General features: G+C 71.2%; 17 protein-coding genes and 3 tRNA genes. 10 read left to right on the top strand and 10 right to left on the bottom strand.

Features of this window, described 5'->3' with window-relative positions:
• Nucleotides 1–128: 128 nt before the first annotated feature.
• Both ACFYP5_RS08715 and ACFYP5_RS08710 read right to left on the bottom strand, forming a co-directional pair.
• The gene (locus ACFYP5_RS08715; protein WP_389032324.1) at nucleotides 129–1,574 is read right to left on the bottom strand and encodes an FGGY family carbohydrate kinase; all 1,446 of its coding nucleotides are present in this window, start codon (nucleotides 1,572–1,574) and stop codon (nucleotides 129–131) included.
• Between the two features lie 60 nt (nucleotides 1,575–1,634).
• Nucleotides 1,635–1,940 (bottom strand): YtxH domain-containing protein, encoded by a 306-nt coding sequence (locus ACFYP5_RS08710; RefSeq protein WP_326608456.1) that lies wholly within the window; start codon nucleotides 1,938–1,940, stop codon nucleotides 1,635–1,637.
• A gap of 204 nt (nucleotides 1,941–2,144) precedes the next feature.
• Here ACFYP5_RS08710 and ACFYP5_RS08705 point away from each other — a divergent pair.
• The 6 genes from ACFYP5_RS08705 to ACFYP5_RS08680 all read left to right on the top strand — a co-directional run bounded on the left by ACFYP5_RS08705 (nucleotide 2,145) and on the right by ACFYP5_RS08680 (nucleotide 7,129).
• Nucleotides 2,145–2,217 (top strand) — tRNA-Asn (locus ACFYP5_RS08705).
• 5 nt (nucleotides 2,218–2,222) lie between these two features.
• A tRNA-Asn gene (locus ACFYP5_RS08700) sits at nucleotides 2,223–2,295 on the top strand.
• A 224-nt stretch (nucleotides 2,296–2,519) separates the two neighbouring features.
• Nucleotides 2,520–2,593: transfer RNA gene (locus ACFYP5_RS08695), tRNA-Ile, on the top strand.
• Between the two features lie 885 nt (nucleotides 2,594–3,478).
• Nucleotides 3,479–3,673: a hypothetical protein gene (locus ACFYP5_RS08690; RefSeq protein WP_389032322.1), complete on the top strand. Its 195-nt coding sequence runs from the start codon at nucleotides 3,479–3,481 to the stop codon at nucleotides 3,671–3,673.
• Between the two features lie 261 nt (nucleotides 3,674–3,934).
• Nucleotides 3,935–5,818, top strand: a complete 1,884-nt coding sequence (locus tag ACFYP5_RS08685; RefSeq protein ID WP_389032319.1) for an ABC transporter ATP-binding protein — start codon at nucleotides 3,935–3,937, stop codon at nucleotides 5,816–5,818.
• A 42-nt stretch (nucleotides 5,819–5,860) separates the two neighbouring features.
• A complete protein-coding gene (locus ACFYP5_RS08680; protein ID WP_389032316.1) occupies nucleotides 5,861–7,129 on the top strand; it encodes an MFS transporter in 1,269 nt (422 codons plus the stop codon).
• Between the two features lie 89 nt (nucleotides 7,130–7,218).
• Here ACFYP5_RS08680 and ACFYP5_RS08675 read toward each other — a convergent pair whose 3' ends face one another.
• The 4 genes from ACFYP5_RS08675 to ACFYP5_RS08660 all read right to left on the bottom strand — a co-directional run bounded on the left by ACFYP5_RS08675 (nucleotide 7,219) and on the right by ACFYP5_RS08660 (nucleotide 12,298).
• On the bottom strand, nucleotides 7,219–8,019 hold the full coding sequence (locus tag ACFYP5_RS08675; protein WP_389032314.1) for a VOC family protein: 801 nt from the start codon (nucleotides 8,017–8,019) through the stop codon (nucleotides 7,219–7,221).
• Nucleotides 8,020–8,217: 198 nt separating this feature from the next.
• Nucleotides 8,218–9,582 (bottom strand): carboxyl transferase domain-containing protein, encoded by a 1,365-nt coding sequence (locus tag ACFYP5_RS08670; protein WP_389032312.1) that lies wholly within the window; start codon nucleotides 9,580–9,582, stop codon nucleotides 8,218–8,220.
• Nucleotides 9,575–11,050, bottom strand: a complete 1,476-nt coding sequence (locus ACFYP5_RS08665; protein ID WP_389032309.1) for an acyl-CoA synthetase — start codon at nucleotides 11,048–11,050, stop codon at nucleotides 9,575–9,577. Before ACFYP5_RS08665 ends, ACFYP5_RS08670 begins: the two co-directional genes overlap by 8 nt.
• A gap of 9 nt (nucleotides 11,051–11,059) precedes the next feature.
• Nucleotides 11,060–12,298, bottom strand: a complete 1,239-nt coding sequence (locus ACFYP5_RS08660) for an MFS transporter (protein WP_389032306.1) — start codon at nucleotides 12,296–12,298, stop codon at nucleotides 11,060–11,062.
• Between the two features lie 129 nt (nucleotides 12,299–12,427).
• Between ACFYP5_RS08660 and ACFYP5_RS08655 the strand changes: the two genes are divergently transcribed.
• Nucleotides 12,428–12,859 (top strand): Lrp/AsnC family transcriptional regulator, encoded by a 432-nt coding sequence (locus tag ACFYP5_RS08655; RefSeq protein WP_277326066.1) that lies wholly within the window; start codon nucleotides 12,428–12,430, stop codon nucleotides 12,857–12,859.
• Here the strand turns inward: ACFYP5_RS08655 and ACFYP5_RS08650 are convergent.
• The 3 genes from ACFYP5_RS08650 to ACFYP5_RS08640 all read right to left on the bottom strand — a co-directional run bounded on the left by ACFYP5_RS08650 (nucleotide 12,837) and on the right by ACFYP5_RS08640 (nucleotide 16,188).
• Nucleotides 12,837–14,426: a GAF domain-containing protein gene (locus ACFYP5_RS08650; RefSeq protein WP_389032304.1), complete on the bottom strand. Its 1,590-nt coding sequence runs from the start codon at nucleotides 14,424–14,426 to the stop codon at nucleotides 12,837–12,839. The two genes, ACFYP5_RS08655 and ACFYP5_RS08650, sit on opposite strands and share 23 nt — an antisense overlap.
• 18 nt (nucleotides 14,427–14,444) lie before the next feature.
• Nucleotides 14,445–15,482 (bottom strand): rod shape-determining protein, encoded by a 1,038-nt coding sequence (locus ACFYP5_RS08645; protein WP_389032301.1) that lies wholly within the window; start codon nucleotides 15,480–15,482, stop codon nucleotides 14,445–14,447.
• 130 nt (nucleotides 15,483–15,612) lie between these two features.
• Entirely contained in the window at nucleotides 15,613–16,188 is a 576-nt protein-coding gene (locus ACFYP5_RS08640; RefSeq protein WP_389032299.1) for a hypothetical protein, read from the bottom strand.
• A 78-nt stretch (nucleotides 16,189–16,266) separates the two neighbouring features.
• Between ACFYP5_RS08640 and ACFYP5_RS08635 the strand changes: the two genes are divergently transcribed.
• Nucleotides 16,267–17,220 carry a hypothetical protein gene (locus ACFYP5_RS08635; RefSeq protein WP_389032297.1) on the top strand — a complete coding sequence of 318 codons (954 nt, stop codon included), beginning with the start codon at nucleotides 16,267–16,269 and terminating at the stop codon, nucleotides 17,218–17,220.
• 174 nt (nucleotides 17,221–17,394) lie between these two features.
• Here the strand turns inward: ACFYP5_RS08635 and ACFYP5_RS08630 are convergent, their stop codons facing one another.
• Nucleotides 17,395–17,847, bottom strand: a complete 453-nt coding sequence (locus tag ACFYP5_RS08630) for a MarR family winged helix-turn-helix transcriptional regulator (protein ID WP_389032295.1) — start codon at nucleotides 17,845–17,847, stop codon at nucleotides 17,395–17,397.
• A 160-nt stretch (nucleotides 17,848–18,007) separates the two neighbouring features.
• Between ACFYP5_RS08630 and ACFYP5_RS08625 the strand changes: the two genes are divergently transcribed.
• Nucleotides 18,008–19,027 carry an NADP-dependent oxidoreductase gene (locus ACFYP5_RS08625; RefSeq protein WP_376509080.1) on the top strand — a complete coding sequence of 340 codons (1,020 nt, stop codon included), beginning with the start codon at nucleotides 18,008–18,010 and terminating at the stop codon, nucleotides 19,025–19,027.
• A gap of 88 nt (nucleotides 19,028–19,115) precedes the next feature.
• Complete coding sequence (locus ACFYP5_RS08620) at nucleotides 19,116–19,544, top strand: organic hydroperoxide resistance protein (RefSeq protein ID WP_389032292.1); 429 nt, start codon at nucleotides 19,116–19,118, stop codon at nucleotides 19,542–19,544.
• Nucleotides 19,545–19,756 lie beyond the last annotated feature (212 nt).

Raw genomic sequence — 19,756 nt, 5'->3', positions numbered from 1 at the left:
TTTCCGGCAAGGCCCGGGGTGACAGCGAACGTTTTTCCTCAAGCCCAGGTCAAAAACGAGACCCGGTCCACCTGCCGGAGACCGAACCTCCGGCCGGAGGACCGGCCTTGTCACCCGGAGCTGTCGTATCAGAGCGAGGAGTCGAACGCCCCGGGATGGGTCTGGTCCCGCGTCGCCCGGTACTGCTGCCGCACGGCCTGACCGACCGGCAGTTCCTCGCCCGGCTCCAGCACCTGCGCCGCCGCGCCCTGCCAGGCCGGGGGGGTGCGCGGATCGAGCGTCCCCTGCGAGACCCCCAGCGCCCAGGCCGCCTGCCGGGCCGCACCCAGCGCCGCGTACTCGGCCGGCTGCGGTACGACGACCTGCGTACCGAACAGCGCGGGCGCGAGTCCCTGCACGGCGGGCAGCTCGGCCGCCGCACCCAGCAGGAACACCCGCCGGACCTCGACCCCGCGGCCGCGCAGCACATCGAGTGCGTCGGCCAGCGAGCACAGCATCCCCTCGAACGCCGCCCGCGCCAGATGCTCCGGCTTCATCGACTCCCGCCGCAGTCCGCTCAGCGTGCCGGCGGTGTGCGGCAGATGCGGGGTGCGCTCGCCTTCCAGATACGGCAGCAGTACGAGTCCGGAGGCACCCGGCGTCGACTTCAGCGCCAGCGCGGACAGCTCCTCCAGACCCTCCAGGCCCAGCATCTCGGCGGTCCCCCGCAGCGCACGCACCGCATTGAGCGTATATACGACCGGCAGATGCATCCCTGTGGCATCCGCGAACGACGTGATCATGCCGGACGGATCGGCGAGCGCCTCGTGGTGCACCGCCATCACCGAACCCGAGGCTCCCAGCGACACCACCGCGTCGCCGGGCCCGACCCCGAGCCCGAACGCCGCTGCCATCGTCTCGCCGGTGCCGGCCGAGATCAGCAGCCCCTCAGGCGTCGTCCCTGCCGCGTCGGCGGGACCCAGCACCTCAGGCAGCCCGGCCTGGTGCCCGAGCGCCAGCTCCACCAGATCGGGCCGGTACGCCCCGCTCCCCGCCGACCAGTACCCCGTCCCCGACGCGGCACCCCGGTCGGTGGTCCGCCGGTTCGGCCGGCCCAGCAGCTGCCAGACCAGCCAGTCGTGCGGCTGCAGGACCGAAGCGACCTGCTGCGCCGCCTCCGGCTCGGTCCGTGCCAGCCATCGCAGCTTCGACACCGGTTGCGCGGCCTGCGGTACGGCCCCGACCGCCTGGGCCCAGGCCTGCCGCCCGCCGAGCCCGTCGATCAGATCGGCCGCGGCGACCTGCGCCCGCTTGTCGTTGCCGAGCAGCGCCGGACGTACGAGGTTGCCCTGCCGGTCGAGCGGCACCAGACCGTGCTGTTGCGCGGACACGCCGATGGCCTGGACGCCTTCGAGCAACCCGCCGGTGGCCGCCTCACCGAGTGAGAGCAGCCACACCTGCGGATCGACCTCGGTGGCCTTCGCCTCGACGGGATGTGCGGCGTACCCCTGCCGGAGCACGGCACCCGTGTCCGCGTCGCAGACGACGATGTGTGTGAAGGCCGAAGAACTGTCCAAGCCGGCGACTATGCCCATGGTGAAGATTCTGCCGCACCGCAGGAGCTTTCCCGTACGGAAGGCGGGCGGGGCCCCCTGTCACGTATTGCTGGTGCCCCAGTCGTCCTCGACACCCTGGCCCTGGCTCCGCTCCCGCACCGACCGCACCCGCTCGACCACCGAGGCGGGCACCTTGTCACCGACCTTCACGCTCACCGCGTGGTACGCCTTGCCTGCGAACTCGCGGCTGCTCTGTGCCGCGGACTCGGCGGTATTGCGCACGGCCGGGTTCTGGGCGATCTGACGTGCGGACTTCTTCAGCTGCTCGTAGCGCTCGCGTCCGGCCCGAGTGCCGATGACGTAACCGAGGGCCAGGCCGGCGATGAACGTGAGCCGGTACCGCATGGCTGCCACCCTTCTCCTGCTCCGTGCTTGCTGCGTATGTGCTCGGTGCGACATGTGCTGCCCGCCTACCCGCCAGAGCCCGAGATCACCCGGGGCGATACCGATTGGCGGAGCACCCCCCTGCTTGCGCTAATGTATGTGTCGCAGCGAACGCGCGCCGCCCGGCAGCAGCCAGGCAGGTAGGGTTCGGTGCAAACGCAGCAATCCCCTGTAGCTCAATTGGCAGAGCAGCCGGCTGTTAACCGGCAGGTTACTGGTTCGAGTCCAGTCGGGGGAGCGCGATCCCCTGTAGCTCAATTGGCAGAGCATTCGGCTGTTAACCGGAGGGTTACTGGTTCGAGTCCAGTCGGGGGAGCGGAACGGAAGAGGGCCCTTCGGGGTCCTTTTTCGCGTGCCGGGCCGAAGGTGGTTCGACGGTCGATGCCGGACTCTTCGGTGTCTGCTTCACGCCCTCCGGAACCGGGCAGCCGACAGCGCAGTCCTCAAGGTCAGGCGAAGCCGACCATCCGGAGCGAGAGATCGTATGACCGGCTATGCTGCGGCAGACGGCGCGCACACATGTACGCGCCACGCCGAAAAGGGGCGGTAGCTCAGCCGGTTAGAGCAGCGGACTCATAATCCGTCGGCCGTGGGTTCGAGTCCCACCCGCCCCACTACGGCGGCCGCAGCGCAGGAACGTTCCAGCCTCCTGGAAACAAGGATGCACGCGCGGCAGCGTCGAACGTGCAAGACACGCTGAAGGTCCTTCATGGGCCTCCTGTCGGCCCGGAGGGCTGACGGATCGAAGCAGGACGGAGCCCCGGCCGCACATGCGGCCGGGGCTCCGTCCTGAGCGCTGTCCCGTAATCCCTGGTGGATCGGCGCGTGGCGTCGGATGCGGTGCATCACAAGGCGGAGGGCGTCCTCATGTCGTACGTGTGCGGGCGCTCCGGCAACGCAGCGCGGTGCCGTAGCTGTCGTCGTGCGCCCGCCAGGGCTCACGGGCCGGCCCTCAGGTTCCGTGCGGAGCCCGAACTCGGCACGCACCGCCCGGTTTCGTCCGGGCATGCGCCAAGTGGGACGGCTGTCACCGGTGTTGAGAGGGCATGCGGCAGCTGTGGCGTCCCGCGGCTGCGCCTTGACGATCGGTACGGCCAATCTTCTTTGCGTGAGCAACGCGCATCGCTCGTCGTGACTCCGGGCGGACTGTCGAACGGCGGCGGCGCACCGTCACACTCCGGGACCGTTCCGTCGCGCCCCGTCCATGCCCGCGGGTGCCTGTCGGCTGTCGACCCCGATCTCCGGGGGGTGAGGGGTTACCGCGGGCCGATGTCGTCAGGGAGGGTGCGGGTGGGCCCCGTTGTGCCGATGAGGCGCCCCGCGGGCCACTTTCAGCCCGCCTGTCGAGCAGGGTGATGCCTCGAATATTTGCCTAGAAATATGGCTTTTGCCCGAATTCATACGCGTACGACTTGTTGGTCCCGTTGAGGCGTCGTAGTGTCGATAGTGCCGCGGCAGAAACAGGGTGCGGCATACCAAACTTCCCAAAGGAGGCGAAGATGAACGTTCGTGACGTCTTCCGCCATGGGGGTGGCAGGGGTCGCTGGGGTGGCTGGGGCGGCTACGGCGGCTACGGCGGCTACGGCGGCTACGGCTTCGGCTTCGGCCGACGTGGACGCTTCGGGCGTCGAGGCCGCGGCTACGGCGGCTACGGCGGCTACGGCGGCTACGGCGGCTACGGCGGCTACCGCTAGGCCTACCCAGAATCCCCAAACCCCTTACACGAGGCTGGCCCGCGCAACCGCGCGGGTCACGCCTCGTGGTTTTGGGGCCCGCGCCCCAGGGCCTCCCGTTCGGATCATGTCGACCTGCGGCCCGGCCCCTGGCAGGCGTTCCGCAGGCGCTCTTCAAGCTGAATCACGACGGCATCGCAGATCGAGCCGTGATCCGGCCCCGATCCGGGAACAGGCTCTGGCGGCGGTCCGCATTCCGCCCTCCTCAGTGATGTGAGGCCCATGCGCCTTCTCGGCCCCCTCGCGCGCCCCGACGAGCCGCCCCCGGAATCGGTGACGGACGTTCCGATCCGTACCGATCCCATCAGCGTGGTGCGGTCGTTCCGACGGTTCTGGCCGCTCACCTATGGCGACCGGCGCTGGCTCGTGCTCATCTGCGCGCTCGCGAGCGTGACCGCGATCGCCGAGACCATCACCATCCTTCTCTTCGCGGAACTGACCGACAACGCTCTGCAGCAGGGATCCGTCAGCGCCTTCTGGAAACCTGCCGGTCAGTGGCTCACCGTGGGCGTCATCGGTGCGATCGTGGGGTATCTCTGCAGCTCGCTCGCGGTCTGGACCGCCGAACGCTTCGTGATGCGGCTGCGGGCCCGCGTCTTCAGCCATCTGCAGACGCTGCCGCCCCACTTCTACCAGCGCAATCGCCGCGGTGACCTGGTCGAGCGGCTCACCGGCGATGTGGAAGCCATCGAAGCCCTCGTGGTCTCCGGCATCGTCGGGGCTGCGACCGCTCTCTTCAACACGTTCTTCTACGCTGCCGCCGCGGTGTGGCTGAGCTGGAAACTGGCCCTCGCCACCTTTGCCATGGTCCCGCTCTTCTACCTCGTCACCCGCGTGTTCACGGAGCCTCTGCGCGCAGTGTCCCGGCGCGCACGTGCGGCGGACGGTGCCATCACTGCCGTGGTCGAGGAGACGCTGGTCAACGTCGTCATGACCCAGGCGTACAACCGGCAGCACGACGAGGAGGAACGGCTCCTCGGCAAGGCACGTGCCCGGTTCAAGGCGACGGTGAGAGGCACTCGGCTCGCCGAGCTCTACGAGCAACTCGTGGAGGTCCTCGAAACCGTGTGCGTCCTGGCGATCATCGGTCTGGGTGCGTGGCAGATCTCCACGGGCGGGATCACACTCGGGCAGCTCCTCGCCTTCGCCGCCTTCATCGGCTCCCTCTACCCACCGATCCGCTCCCTGGGCCAGCTCGGTCTGACGGCCACCGCCGCGACCGCCGGAGCCGAGCGGCTTCTGGAGATCCTCGACACCGAGCCGACCGTCACCGACCCGGGCGCATCCGTCGCGGCCCCGACCCGGCCGCGCGCCGTCGGCGAGGTGGAGGCGCGGCAGGTCGACTTCCACTACCCCGGCAACCCGGAACCGGTTCTCCGCGATCTCTCGTTCACCGCGGTCCCCGGTGAACTGCTGGTCATCACCGGCCCCAGCGGCGCCGGCAAGTCGACCCTCGCCGCTCTGCTGCTGAGGTTCTACGACCCGGACTCCGGCAGCATCCGGCTGGACGGCACATCCGTGGACCAGCTGCCGCTGACCTATCTCCGCCGGAACATCACGCTGCTGCCGCAGGACACCCTCGTCCTGCACGACACCATCGAGCAGAACATCGCGTGCGGGCGCACCGATACGACCCTGCGTGACATCGAGGAGGCCGCGCGGGCGGCCGACGCGCACGACTTCATCCGTGCCCTTCCCGACGGCTACGACACCGTCGTCTCACCCGGCACGTCCCGGCTCTCCGGAGGCCAGTTGCAGCGCATCGCGATCGCCCGGGCCATGGTCCGCGACGCGCCCGTTCTCCTCCTCGACGAGCCCACCACCGGCCTGGACGCGCTGGCCGCACAGCGCATCCTCGGCCCGCTGCGGCGCCTCGCCGAGGGACGCACCACCATCGTCATCACGCACGACCTGGCACTCGCCGCCGACGCCGACCGCATCCTGGTGCTGGACGAGGGGCGTCTGGTGGAGTCGGGCACGCACACCCAACTGCTCGGCCGGAGCGGCCTGTACGCCACGCTGTTCGACGCCAAGCCCGCGCGTCGCAACGGCACCGTGAACGCACACGCCAAGCATGCGCGCCCATCGGGAATCCATTGGCGGTAGGCCCTAGGGAGACCGGCTCCGGACCGGTCGTTACCATCCGCTGTGACCGAAACGACCGAAGAACCTGTACATCGCACGCGCATACTCGCCGACCTGACGCCGCTGCGGACCTCGCCCGACTACCGGCGGCTCTGGTTCGGTAACACGGTCTCCTGGATCGGGCAGGGGATGACGGCGCTCGCCGTGTCGCTCCAGGTGTACGACATCACCGGGTCCGCCTTCTCGGTCGGGCTCATCGGGTTCTGTTCGTTTCTGCCGTTGGTCGTCTTCGGGCTGTACGGCGGCGCCGTCGCGGACACCGTCGACCGGCGCAAACTGGGGCTGGCCAGCTCCTCCGGTTCGTTCGTGCTCGCCGTCGCACTGGTCGCCGCGACCGTCGCCGGGGTCGAGCAGTTGGGGCTGCTGTACGCGGTCGTCGCCCTGCAGGCGGTCTGTTTCGCGCTCAACTCACCGGCCCGCAGCTCGATGGTCGCGCGCCTCCTGCCGGCCGAGCAGCTGCCCGCCGCCAACGCGCTCAGTTCCATCACCAGCACCACCGGTGCACTGGTCGGGCCGATGCTGGGCGGGCTCATGGTCGGCTGGTGGGGCTACCGGGCCGCGTACACCGTCGACGCCGTCACCTTCACCGCCGCGCTGTACGCGATGTGGCGGCTGCCCTCGATGCTCCCCGAGCGCGGGGACGACGCGGGGAGCGAGAAGCGGGCGTCCGTGGCGGGCGGCCTGCGGTTCCTGGCGGCACGGCCCGTTCTGCGGATGACCTTCTTCACCGACCTGTGCGCCATGGTCCTCGCCCACCCGCGGGCGCTCTTCCCGGTCGTCGCCGTGGTCTGGTACGGCGGTGACGCGAAGACCACCGGGCTGCTGGTCGCGGCTCCGGCGCTGGGCGCACTGCTCGGCGGGGTGTTCTCCGGCTGGCTGAGCCGGATCAGACGGCACGGGCTCGCGGTGATCGCCGCCGTGGCCTGCTGGGGCAGCGCCATCGCCGTCTTCGGGCTGACCCGGCAGCTCTGGCTCGGGCTGGTCCTGCTGGCGCTCGCCGGCTGCGCGGACACCGTCTCGATGGTCTTCCGGAACACCATGCTCCAGGCGGCGGTGCCGGACGAGATGCGGGGGCGGCTGCAGGGCGTGTTCATCGTCGTGGTGGCGGGTGGGCCGCGGCTCGGGGACTTCCTGGCCGGTTCGGTGGCCGATCTGGCGTCCCCGACGGTGGCGGCGACCGGGGGCGGCATCGCTTGCGTGGTCGCGGTGTCGCTGCTCGCGCTGAAGTGGCGGGGGTTCGCCCGGTACGACGCCCGGGACGCACAGCCCTGACAGGCCGGGGCGGCCACCCGGGCCGACCGGCCACGTGGGGCCGGTCACGGGTGCGGGCCGACCGGCCCCCGGCGGCGTGGCTCCTCCGCTCAGGCGGTCGCGTCGGAGAACTTCGGCATCTCGCCCTCGGCCGTCTTGACGTCGATCACGGAGAACGCCGCGCCCTGTGGATCGCTCAGCGCCGCGAACCGGCCGAACGGGCTGGTCATCGGACCGAACCGGAGGATCGCCCCGCGCTCCGTCGCCTTCGCGACCGCCGCGTCGCAGTCCTCGACGGTGAAGTACACATTGAGGTACGGCGGTACCTCGGGCGGGAAGTCGTCCGGCATCTTCATCCGCCCCAGGACCGGGTCGGCGCCCAGGTCGTAGAGCGCGAAGTCGATCGCGTCGTCCTGCATCTGCTTCACGCGGTACGGGAAGACAGCGGGGAAGAATGCGTCCGACTTCGCCGGGTCCCGGGTGAACACCTCGGCCCAGCAGTACGCGCCCGGTGTGGCCCTGGCCTCGAACCCTTCGTGCTGCCCCGCCTGCCACACACCGAAGACCACCCCGCCCGGGTCGCGGGCCAGTGCCATCGAGCCGAAGTCGCCGACCTGCATCGGCTCCATCAGCACCTCGCCACCGCTGTCGCGGATCTTTGCGGCGGTGGCCGCGGCGTCCGGCGACGCGAGGTACAGGCACCATGCCGACTGCCCTTCCTGGCCGGGCATCGGGGGTACGACGGCGGCCACCGCCTTGCCGTTCGCGTACGCCTGGGTGTAGTTGCCGAACTCCGATGACGACTCACCGAACGTCCACCCCAGCACGTCACCGTAGAAGCTCTTCGCCCCTTCGACATCGGTGAACATCGCGTCCGCCCAGCACGGGGTGCCCTCTGGTTCCACAGCCATGGTTGCGCTCCTGACTCGGTGATTCGGTCCGGTTTTTCACGCTAAGGGCTGTCCCGTGGTGCCTGGTGGATCGGCGCGCGGCGTCAGTACCGGGGGCACGCGGGCGTTCCGGCAACGCGGCGAGGTGCCGTGGCTGTCGTCGTGCGCCCGCATCACGGGACAGCCCTCGGCCGGCCGTCCCGCACACCTCCCGCCGAACTACCCGTCGGCGGCCATGGCCTCCGGGGACGCTATGCCGCGGGCGACCCCCAGCCCCACCAGGTCCTGGGGGCGCAGGCGCAGCTGGTCGGCCGTGGCGTGCACGGCGTCGGGGGAGCGCTTCAGGATGGCTGCCGCGAGCTCCGGGGCGATGACGGAGAAGTAACTGTCCGGGGTGACATATGTGTTCTCCGGCGCCGCCAGGGCGAGTGCCCCGCCCGAGCCGCCCTCGCCGATCACCAGCGTCGTCACCGGGACCCGGGCCTGGGCGATCGCCGCGAACGCATCGGCGATGGCGGCCCCCGCGCCCGCCCGTTCCGCCTCGGCGTCGTTCGCCGCCCCCGGGGTGTCGATCAGAGTCAGGACAGGGACGCCGAGCCGGTCGGCGAGCCGGATCACCCGGGCCGCGGTGCGGTAGCCGGCCGGGCGGGTCGCGGTGCCGCACTGGGCGACGTACGCGATCGGCCGGCCGCCGCGCACCCCGAACCCGCAGAGCAGTCCCGGATCCGTACCGCCGCACCGGTCGCCGCTGAGCGGCAGCAGGTGGTCGAAGTATGCGTCGAGATACGCCCCCGCACGCGGCCGGGCCGAGGAACGGGCTTGCCGCACCGCCTCCCAGCCGGTCGCCGGCAGCCCGGTGGCCGCGAGAGCGCCCGGGACCGGCGCGGGGACGCGGGACTCGTCGATGCCTGCCGCCCCCAGCGCGCCCAGCCACCGCGCCAGCGTCCGTGGCAGCTCGTCCGCGTGGACGACCGCGTCGATCTGGCCCGCCGCCAGCTGGCCCTCCGCGGCGTACGCCGACGGGTCCGCGCCCACCGGCCGCACCCGCGATCCGGCGAACCCGATCTGGGCCCCCGGCAGCGCCAGGATCACATCGGCGCCCGCCCCCAGCGTGGCCCAGCCGCCGCCCGTCGTCGGATCGCGCACGATCGCGAGCTGCGGCAGACCCGCCGCCCGCAGCCGTGCCGAGGCGCGTGCCACCCGCTGGAGCTGGGTGAGCGCGATCATGCCCTCCTGCATCCGGCTGCCTCCCGTCGCGACGATCGAGACGAGCGGCAGCCGCCGGGTGAGCGCGGCACCGTACGCGGCTTCCAGCAGGTCCCCGGTGCGCTGCCCCAGCGATCCGCCCAGGAAGCCGAACTCGAACGAGACCATCACACACGGCCGGCCGCCGACCGTGGCAAGGCCGTGGACGACGGACTCCTCCTCGCCCGTACGTGCCGCGGCGCGGGCCCGGGCGTCCGCGTAACCCGACCAGGAGAGCGGACCGTCCGCCGGTATCTCCGCGCCGGGCGGGGTGTCGGCCTCGGTGAAGCCGTCGGTGACCGCCGCGATCGCCTGCCGTGCCGTCAATCGCCTACGCACCGAGCGACCGCTTCATGATCTTGCCCATGTCGTTGCGGGGCAGCGCCTCCAGATAACGGACCGTGCGCGGGCGTTTATGGGGGGCCAGCTGGGCCGCCACGTGGTCCGCGAGCTCGGCCTCCGTGGGCGGCGCGGCCGGGTCGGCCGGCACCACCCAGGCGACGATCCGCTCGCCCAGATCCGGGTCCGGCTCCCCGGTGACGGCGGCCTCGCGGACACCCGGGTGGGCCAGCAGCGCGTTCTCGATCTCGCCCGCGCCGATCTTGAAGCCGCCGCTCTTGATCAGGTCGGTGGCCTTGCGGCCGACGATCCGTACATAGCCGTCGGCGTCGAGGGAGGCCATGTCTCCGGTGCGGAACCAGCCGTCCTCGGCGAAGGCGGCCGCCGTCGCGTCGGGGCGGTTCAGATAGCCGGCGAAGAGGTTCGGGCCGCGTACCTGGATCTCGCCCACCGCGCCCTCGGCCGTAGGATCGCCGAGCGGGGTGCCGTCCTCCTCGACGAGCCGGAGTTCGACGCCCCGAAGCGGTACGCCGACAGTCCCGGGGCGAGGCTCGCCGTCCGCCCGGATGCTCGTGTTCATCAAGGTCTCCGTCATGCCGTACCGCTCGATCACGCGGCGGCCGGTCGCCGCCGCGATGCGTTCGTGGTCATGGACCGGAAGCGCGGCCGACCCCGATACCAGCAGCCGGGCCCCGGCGAGCGCCTCCGCCAGCGCCAGCCCGGCCGCGGCCGGTGCCGACGTACCGAGTGCCTCGGCGATCCGGTGGTACATCGTCGGTACGCCGAACAGCATCGTGGCGCCGGACGACAGTTCCCGGGCCACACCCTCGGTGGAGAACCGCCCCAGATGCCGCACGGATCCGCCCAGGCGCAGCGGCCCGAGCACGCCCAGGATCAGGCCGTGCACGTGGAACAGCGGCAGCGCGTGCACAAGGGCGTCGTCGCCGGTCCACTGCCAGGCGTCCGCCAGCGCGTCCAGCGAGGCGGCGATCGCGCGGCGGGGCAGGATCGCACCCTTGGGCGGACCCGTGGTGCCGGAGGTGTAGACGATCAGGGCGGGGGACTCGGGGGAGGGTTCGGGGAAGACGACGCCGTCGGCCGCCGCTGCCGTGTCGACATCCTTACGGTCCAGCGCGGCCAGCGCCGGCGGGAGCACGTCGCCCGTCCCGGCCAGCACCGCCGACGGGGCGCTGTCGGCCACGATGTGCGCCAGTTCGCGTGGGCCGCTCTTCGGGTTGAGAGGGACGGCGGGCACCCCGGCTCGCAGCGCCGCCACCACCGCGACGACGGTCTCGGCGGTCGGCGTGGCCCAGACGGCGACCCTCCCCGCTCCCGCGAGCCGCGCGGCGAGCGCGTCGGAGGCCGCGGCCAGCTGTGCGTACGTCAGGGTGTGTTCACCGAACCGGACGGCTTCCCGGGAGGCCGCGGGACCGGATCCGTCGTGCAGCGCAGGCAGAAGAGAAGTCACCTTCCGACCCTAAGGGCTGTGCCGTGGAGCCGGGTCGGGCATCCTCTGCTGCCTCTGAATGTTCCGCATCCGCCCGTACGCGTACACGCATCCGGCCAGCGCGAGGTCCGACAGCAGCATGAAGCCGATCGAGTACGAGTCCTTCGCGCTGTAGATCGCGCCCATCACCAGGGGCGGTACGAAGCCGCCGAGTCCGCCCATCGCGCCGACGATTCCGGTGACGCTGCCCACCTGCGGCTGTGGCGTCACCTGCGAGACGAGGGCGAAGATGCTGCCGCTCGACGTGCCCAGACCGGCCGCCATGCACAGCAGCACGATCGCACCGCCCGGTGACAGTCGCGGGTCGAAGGCCTGGACGATCGCCGTCAGCGCGGCCAGTCCCAGCGCCGCCGAGGTGATCAGCGCCGGGTGGATGTGGTCCGAGAGCCAGCCGCCGATCGGCCGGAAGATGACGGTGACCAGTGCGAACCCGGCGGCCTTCGTGCCGGCGTCGGTCGCCGAGAGGTGGTACCAGGTCTTCAGATACGTGGGCAGATAGACACCGAACGCCACGATGCCGCCGAAGCCGATCGCGTACAGCGCGGAGAGTTCCCAGGTGACCCGCAGGCGCCCGGCCTCGCCGAGCCGGCGGGTGAGTGACGCGATCGGTACCTTCCGGTCCGGGTGATCGGTGATCAGCACCGCGGCCAGGGCCGCGTACACCACCAGTGCGGCGGCGACGACGAGGAACGGGAGGTTGTCGCCGCGCTCGGCGAGCCGCGGCGTGAAGTATGCGGAGAGTGCGACCCCGCCCATGCCCATGCCGAACACACCGAGGGCCAGCCCTCGCTGGGATGGCGGGAACCACGAGTTGACCAGCGGGATGCCGATCGCGAACGTGGTGCCGCCCAGCCCCAGCAGGAAGCCCACGACGAGCATCGCGCCGTACGAGTGCCGAGCCGGGATCAGCAGCAGGACCGGAATGACGGTCAGCGCCGAGACCAGCGGGAACATCAGCCGGGCGCCGTACTTGTCGGTGAGCGCCCCCGCCGCGATCCGGCCCAGCGAACCGATCAGCACCGGCACGGCGACCAGCAGCGACTGCTGGAACGAACTAAGCCCGAGTCCGAATTCCCCCGACAGCGGCGCGATCAGATTCCAGGCCCAGAAGGTCAGCGCGAAACCGATCGTGGCCACCACAAGGTTGCGGTATGCGACGGCGGACGGCCGAGCCACCGTTGCGGGGGACTGCTTGACGGCTGCTTCCACCCTGCAAGTCAAGGCCGGTCGTCCCCCGGGGGCCCGTCGGACTGCGCCATGCGGAGGTACGGGAGGCCCCGTGGCGGGCCGTCGTGGTCTCCGCAGTCATAATCCGGCACAAGCTGCGACAATCGCGGTATGGACCGTCTGGACAGGGAAATCCTCAGCGTCCTCCAGGAGGACGCGCGGATCTCGTACCGCGATCTGGGGGTACGGGTCGGCCTCAGTGCCAATGCCGCGGCCGACCGGGTGCGCAGGCTGCGCCGCGACGGAGTCATCCGCGGCTTCACCGTGATCATCGACCCGGCCGCCGACACCCGAACGGGCCTGGTCGTCTTCATCGATGTGACGCTGCGTATCGACACCACCAACGAGGTGTTCGAACGGGCGGTGCTCTCGCTGCCCGGCATCACCGAAGTGGTGCACGTGACCGGCGGACACGACTATCTCGTACGGGCCACGGTCGCCGACACCGCCGCCCTGGACGGACTGCTGCGCCGTCTCAAGCGGGAAGCGGGCGTCGCCCACTCCAGCACCCGGGTAGCGCTCAGAGCGGCGCCTGCCAGGTGAACGTCGTGGAGCGCGAGCCGTCGTCGCCACGCCCGTCGTCGGCGACCGCCAGCCGGACCGCGGCCCGCCCGTCGGACAGCCGCGCCGTCGCGTCCACCTCCACCTCGATGGCCGACACCCCGGTCCGCCGGTGCGCCGCCGCGAGCGCGCCGCGCAGTGCCGTGAGGAGCTGCCGGTCCGCGGGCTGCCGCACAAGTGAGTCCACCGCCCCGATGAACTGCACCGACGGCTGGAAGCCGAGAACGGCGGCCGCACCCCCGGTCTCCCGGAGCACCCGGCCGCGGAAGGTGCTGGGTGCATCGGTGGGAGGCTGCTGGAGGGCGAAGATCGCGGTCCGTACTTCCTGAATGGTGGAGTTCAGCTCGTCGACAGCCCGGGTGAGCAGCTCGGCCGTCTCCGGGGCGGCCGCCCGGCGGCGGGTCGACTCCAGCATCATCTCGGTCGCGAAGAGCCGCTGGACGACGAGATCGTGCAGATCGCGGGCGATCCGGTCTCGGTCCTCGTACACCGCGAGCTGTTCCCTGTTGTGCTGCGCGTCCGCCAGCACCAGGGCCAGCGCGGCCTGCGAGGCGAACTGGGTGGCCAGCAGCCGGTCCACGGCCGTGTACGGGCGGCCGCCGCGCCGCCGGGGCAGTGCGAGGGTGCCGATGAGCCTGCCGCCGCTCTGCAACGGCAGCATCATGCTGGGACCGAACCGGGTACGCACATGCGTCGTCATCCGCGGATCGGTCGCCGAGTCGTCGATGAAGACCGGCTCACCGCCCAGCAGCTGCACCAGCACGGGGGAGCCAGGCTCGATGGTGGTGCCGACGATGCCGGCCGGGTCGTCGAGCGTGGACGCGGTGACGATCTCCATCCCGCCGTTCTCGGTCGGCTGGAGGATCACCCCGGCCGAGGCATCGGCGAGAATGCGGGCCCGCTCGGCAACGGTCATCAACGCGTCCGTCGCGTTCGTGCCGCCCAGCAGGGCCGTGGTGACGGCCGCCGCGCCCTCGATCCAGCGCTCCCGTTGGCAGACCGTCTCGTACAGCCGGGCGTTGCCGATCGCGATCCCGGCCTGAGCGGCGAGGACCTGCAGCAGCGCCATGTCCGTATCGGTGAAGTGTCCGGTGCGTTTCTCGGTGAGATAGAGATTGCCGAACACCTCGCTGTGCACCCGGATGGGCGCTCCGAGGAAGGAACGCATCCGTGGATGGCCGGGCGGCACGCCGCTGGAGCGCGGGTCGGCGGTCAGATCGTCCGAGCGCAACGGTTCGGGTTCCTCGACGAGCACGCCGAGCAGCCCCGAGTGCCCGTCCGGGAAGCGGCCGATGCGCTGCCGTTCGGCATCGGTCAGACCGGAGGTGAACAGTTCGGTGATGGTGCTGCGGTGGGGGTCGAGGACGCCGAGCGCGCCGTACCGGGCCTCGGTGAGCGCGGTGGCGGTGTCCACGATCTGCTGGAGGGTGGCCCGCAGTTCGAGATCGGTGCCGACGCTGAGCACCGCTTCCAGGAGTGCCGGCAGTTTGCGGGGCCGGCTGCTGGGGGGCCCGCCCGCCGCACCCCGGCCTTCGCTCTCGTAAGTCATCCGCCGCCCCGACGGCCGTCAGGCGGCCAGCGGGTTGAGGACCATCGGCTCGACCTTGCCGTCCAGCATGGCGCCGAGCCCCAGGACGGCGCACACATCGGGGCGCTCCGCGATGTGTACCGGCATGCCCGTCGCGTCGCGCAGCATCTGGTCGAGTCCGGGCAGCAGGGCACTGCCGCCGACCATCATGATCCCGCAGTCCGCGAGGTCGGCCACCAGATCGGGCGGGCAGTGGCGCAGCACCTTGCCGAGACCGTCGAGGACCGCGGTCAGCGGGGTGTGGATGGCGCGCCGCACGGCGGCGGTGTCGACCTGCACCGAGCGGGCCAGACCGGTCACGACGTCACGGCCATGGATCTCGGTCACGGCCGGCCCGTGCGAGGTCAGGCCGTTGCCGCTGAGGGCCAGCTGCAACGGGCGTACCGACTGGCTCGGCAGCATCAACTCGTGCTGCTGGCGCAGATGCTGGATCACCGCGTGGTCGATGGCGTCGCCGCCGATCGGGATCCGTACGGCGGTCACGATCGACCCGAGCGAGAGCACGGCGATCTGCGTGGTCGCCGCCCCGCACACCATGATCATGCTCCCGACCGGCTGCTCGACCGGGAGATCGCAGCCGACCGCCGCCGCAAGCAGGGTGTCGACCAGCTCGACCCGCCGGGCGCCGAGCCCGACCAGGGTCTCGATGGTGGCGCGCTGGGCGAGCGGATCGCTGTCGTGCGGGCTGCAGGCGGCGGCGCGCAGCCGCGGCTTGCGGCGCAGCTGACGGCGGAGCTTCTCGCCGAGCAGATGGCGGAGCATGCGCTGGGCCATTTCGATGTCGATGACCGAACCGCCGGAGACCGGACGGACCACCCGGATGTAGTCGGGGGTGCGGCCTGTCATCTTCTCGGCGAGCTCGCCGACGGCGATGAGCGAGCCGCTACGGGTGTTGATGGCGGCGGCACTCGGCTCGTCGACGACGAGTCCGAGCCCTTTGATGTAGACGCGGGTCCGGGCGGCCCCGAGGTCGACGGCGACGTGGCAGCGGCGCAACTGCTCAAGACTGACGGTCACGGCAGGTCTCCCGGGAGCGCTGATGGGCGGTGCCGGCGGCGGCCGGCCCTCTTCGCATCGTGCGGCGCGCGCGGTCCCGGCGCCCGCTGGGATGGGCCATCAGGGGGTGCGGAGCTGACGGATTGCCAGGTCAGGGCCGGGGTGTGCCCTGGAGCAGTCGCTGGAACAGCCCCCAGGTGAACTCGGCGACGTACGGCGCACCCGTCCTGGGGTCGGTGATGGCGAGCGCCCATCGGGTCGGTGCGCTGCCCTCCATCGGGCGGGCCGGCGGGAAAGCCCGGGCGACCTCGTCGACGGTGCACGACCAGGGGTGCAGATCGTCGATCGTGCGCAACTCGGGGCCGCTCGCCCCCGGGGCTCTGACCAGCCACTCGTTCCATACGGCCCCGCCCGGAGCGACCATCACCTCGAACCGCAGCTCAGGCCAGAGCGGCACCGGCCAGAGCAGGGCGTCGCACTCCAGATCACCGATCCGGTGGTGCGCGGAGGACTCGGGTTCGCCCAGCACCGAGCGGTAGCGGCGCAACGAGCCGCGGCCGGGGGGCGCCCGCACCATCGCCTGCCAGCGGCGGTTGGCCTCTCGCATCTCGGCGAGCGAGGCGCTGAGTTCGTGCCGGGCGTCCTCGACGAGGCCGGGCTGGTGGTCGGCCATCCGGCGGAGCAGGACGAGCTGGAACTCGTGTGGGCCAAAAGGGGCGGTGGTCATGGAATAAACGTTTCCACACAGGATCCTCACGTGACCGGCTTTCTCTGTTGTCCTATCGGCACTTAATCTGCGGGCGCCATGGATTACTGCCACCCGTGTCAGCGGCATCTCAACGGCGCCCTCGCCTGCGCCGGGTGCGGAACCCCCGTCGAGGCGCTGAGCCACTACGCCACGCCCGCCCTCTCCGGCCACGAACCGGACGCGGAGCGTGTGGAAGCCGTGCCGTCAGCGCCAGGCGGACGCCGCCGCCGGTCCCGCGGCGCCACCGAGCCCGCCGCGGGCGGGCGTGGCGCGCGCGCGTCCGGAAGCAGACGCGGGTCCGCGAACGCACGCGCGTCGGGGCGATCGCGTCGGGCGCGCCGCGATGAGCGAGGCGGCGCGGACGAGCGTGCTGCCGGGGACGAGCTGTTCGCCGAGGACGAGCTTGTCGCCAGGGAGCAACTCGTCGCGAGAGACGAGCGTGACCGCCGGGAACGACGAGGCGCCAGGGGGCAACGTGGCGGCCGGGGTGGGCGGGGCCGCCGTTCGCACCGCCGCCGCGGTCGTACCGCCCTGCTCGCCATCCTCGGTGTCGTGCTCGCCGCCGGGGCGCTGAGCCTCGCCGAGCTGGCGATCGAGCCGAAGGGTGACGACGGTGCCTCGGACTACGTACGCGAGGCCACCGACGTGACGACCGCGCCGGCGCCGAAACCCTCGTCGAGCCACGACATCGACCGCCCCGGACCGGTGGACAGTCCCTCCACCGTCCCCGTCACCGACGCGCACACCTCCGGCACCGGGCCTCCGGGCACCGCTACCGGCACCGGCGGCGCTGGGCCCGGAGGTGTGGGCTCCGCCCCGCCCGCGGCCACCACCACGCCCTCCGGCGGCGCCACGTCCTCCACGGATCCGTCGTCCGGACCGAGTCCCTCCGGATCGCCTCGCGACCCGTCGGGCACCCCGACCGGCCACCCGTCGAAGCCTCCGAACCCGCCTACACCCACGCCCAGCCCGACCAAGAGCGAGTCGTGCTGGCTCATCTTCTGCTTCTGAGGGCTGTGCCGTGATCCCCGGTGGATCAGCGCGCGGCGTCGAATGCGGCGCAGCGCGAGGCGGAGAGGCGCCCTCGTACCGGGCGCGTGCGGGCGCTCCGGCAAGGCGGCGGCGTGCCGTGGCCGTCCCCGTGCGCCCGCCGGAGGGCGCGGGGCGGCCCTTGGGCCTGCAGCTCTAGGGCTCCACGTCCGCACCCACCGCGTCCACACCCAGCATCCGTCGCAGCAGGTCCCGCAGCACCGCACGCTCCGCGTGCGACAGCTCGGCGAGCGGCTCGCGTGCGAAGCCGAGCGACTCGCGGAGCTGCAGCGCCGTCCGGGCACCCTTCTCCGTCGCGGCGGCCAGCTTCACCCGCCGGTCGACCGGGTCGGGCCGGCGCTCCACCAGGCCACGCGTCTCCAGCCGGTCGACGATCCCCGTCACGTTCGACGGCTCGCACTTCAGCTTCTGTGCGATCTTGCGCATCGGTGTCGGCTCCACGGAGAGCAGCCCGAGGACCCGAGCCTGCGCACCGGTGAGGGAGTGTGCGGCCGCGGCCCGGTCGTACTCCTCGTAGTAGCGCGCCACGACCGTGCCGATGAGCTCGACGACTTCGAGGGTCAGTGGGTCTGTTCGCGTGGTGGCCATGACACCCAGGATACCCAGTTACTTGACAACATGAAATATTCAGGAGCATGGTTGTTTCACGTCATGAAGCTTTTCTGCGACGCAACCCGGCGGACCGGACCCGGCGGGACCCGGCGGAACGCTTCCCCCACCCGTATGACATCGAGGAGAACCCGAGCCCATGTCTGCAGCACTTCCCACGTCGAGCCGTGAATGGCACCTTGTCGCCCGCCCCCACGGCTGGCCGAAGGCCGAGGATTTCGCGCTGCGTGAGGCCCCGGTCGCCGCTCCCGCCGAGGGCCGTGTCCTCGTCCGCAATCTGCACTTCTCGGTCGACCCGTACATGCGGGGCCGGATGAACGACGTGAAGTCGTACACCCCGCCCTTCAAGCTGGATCACCCCATGGAAGGCGGCGCGGTCGGCGAGGTCATCGCCTCAGGCGCCGAGGGAATCGCGGTCGGTGACCACGTCCTGCACGGTCTGGGCTGGCGCGAGTACGCCGACGTCCCGGCCCAGCACGCCGTCAAGGTCGACCCGGACCTGGCCCCGCTCTCCGCCTATCTCGGCGTGCTCGGCATGACCGGGCTCACCGCCTACGCGGGCCTCTTCGAGGTCGCGTCCTTCAAGGAGGGCGACGCCGTCTTCGTCTCCGGTGCCGCCGGTGCCGTCGGTAGCCAGGTCGGCCAGATGGCGAAGCTCAGGGGTGCCTCGCGGGTCATCGGCTCGGCCGGATCCGATGAGAAGGTCAAGCTCCTCGTCGAGGAGTACGGCTTCGACGCCGCCTTCAACTACAAGAACGGCCCGGTTGCCGAGCAGCTGCGCCAGGCCGCCCCCGACGGCATCGACGTCTATTTCGACAACGTGGGCGGCGAGCACCTCGAAGCGGCGATCTCCTCGCTCCACGTGCACGGCCGCGCCACCATCTGCGGAATGATCGCCCAGTACAACGCGACCGAGCCCACCCCCGGCCCGCGCAACCTCGCCCTCGTCATCGGCAAGCGGCTGCGTCTGCAGGGCATGCTCGTCGGCGACCACGCCGCGCTCCAGCCGCAGTTCGTCCAGGAGGTCGCCGGCTGGCTGGCCTCCGGTGAGCTGAAGTACCGCGAGACCGTCGTCGAGGGCATCGAGAACGGCTTCGACGCGTTCCTCGGCCTGATGCGCGGCGAGAACACCGGAAAGATGATCGTTTCCCTCGGCTGACAGCCGTTCGTCGTCACCGTTAGGCTCATCCGCAGGCCGTCGCGATCGTGGGCGCGAGTCGCGGCGCTACAGCAGAGGAAACCTCAGCATGGCCATTCAGGGAATAACCGTCGCGTACACCGGCGTCGCCACCGCGGAGAACGGCCGTGACGGCCGCGTCTCCTCCGACGACGGCCGGCTCGACGTCGTCGTCAACCCGCCGAAGGAGCTGGGCGGCAACGGTGCGGGCACCAACCCGGAGCAGCTCTTCGCGGCCGGCTACAGCGCCTGCTTCCAGGGCGCCCTCGGTGTGGTGGCCCGTCAGGAGAAGGCCGACATCTCCGGCTCCACCGTGACCGCCGCGGTCTCCATCGGCAAGACCGCCGAGGGTGGCTTCGGCCTGGAGGTCGCGATCTCCGCGACCATCCCGAACGTCGACACCGCCACGGCCCGGTCGCTCATCGAGAAGGCCCACCAGGTGTGCCCGTACTCGAACGCGACGCGCGGCAACATCAAGGTCGAGCTGTCGGTCGTCTGATCGTCCGCACTGCCTGTACGTGTGTGAGGGCCGCACCCCGCCGGGTGCGGCCCTCAGTCACGTACCGCCTTCAATTGCGTTCGATATATCGGACGTTGTTCGAAATTCTCGTGCTCGCCATTGACGCGCAAGCGCTTCGATCCTACGGTCCGTTCGAAGCCGCGGGAGCAAGCGGTGCGGACGCTGCCCGGCTCTTCGGCCCATGCCCGCGC

It is taken from the genome of Streptomyces sp. NPDC005262, assembly GCF_042872425.1.
Classification (GTDB): domain Bacteria; phylum Actinomycetota; class Actinomycetes; order Streptomycetales; family Streptomycetaceae; genus Streptomyces.
This window is presented reverse-complemented; position numbering and strand designations above follow the sequence as displayed.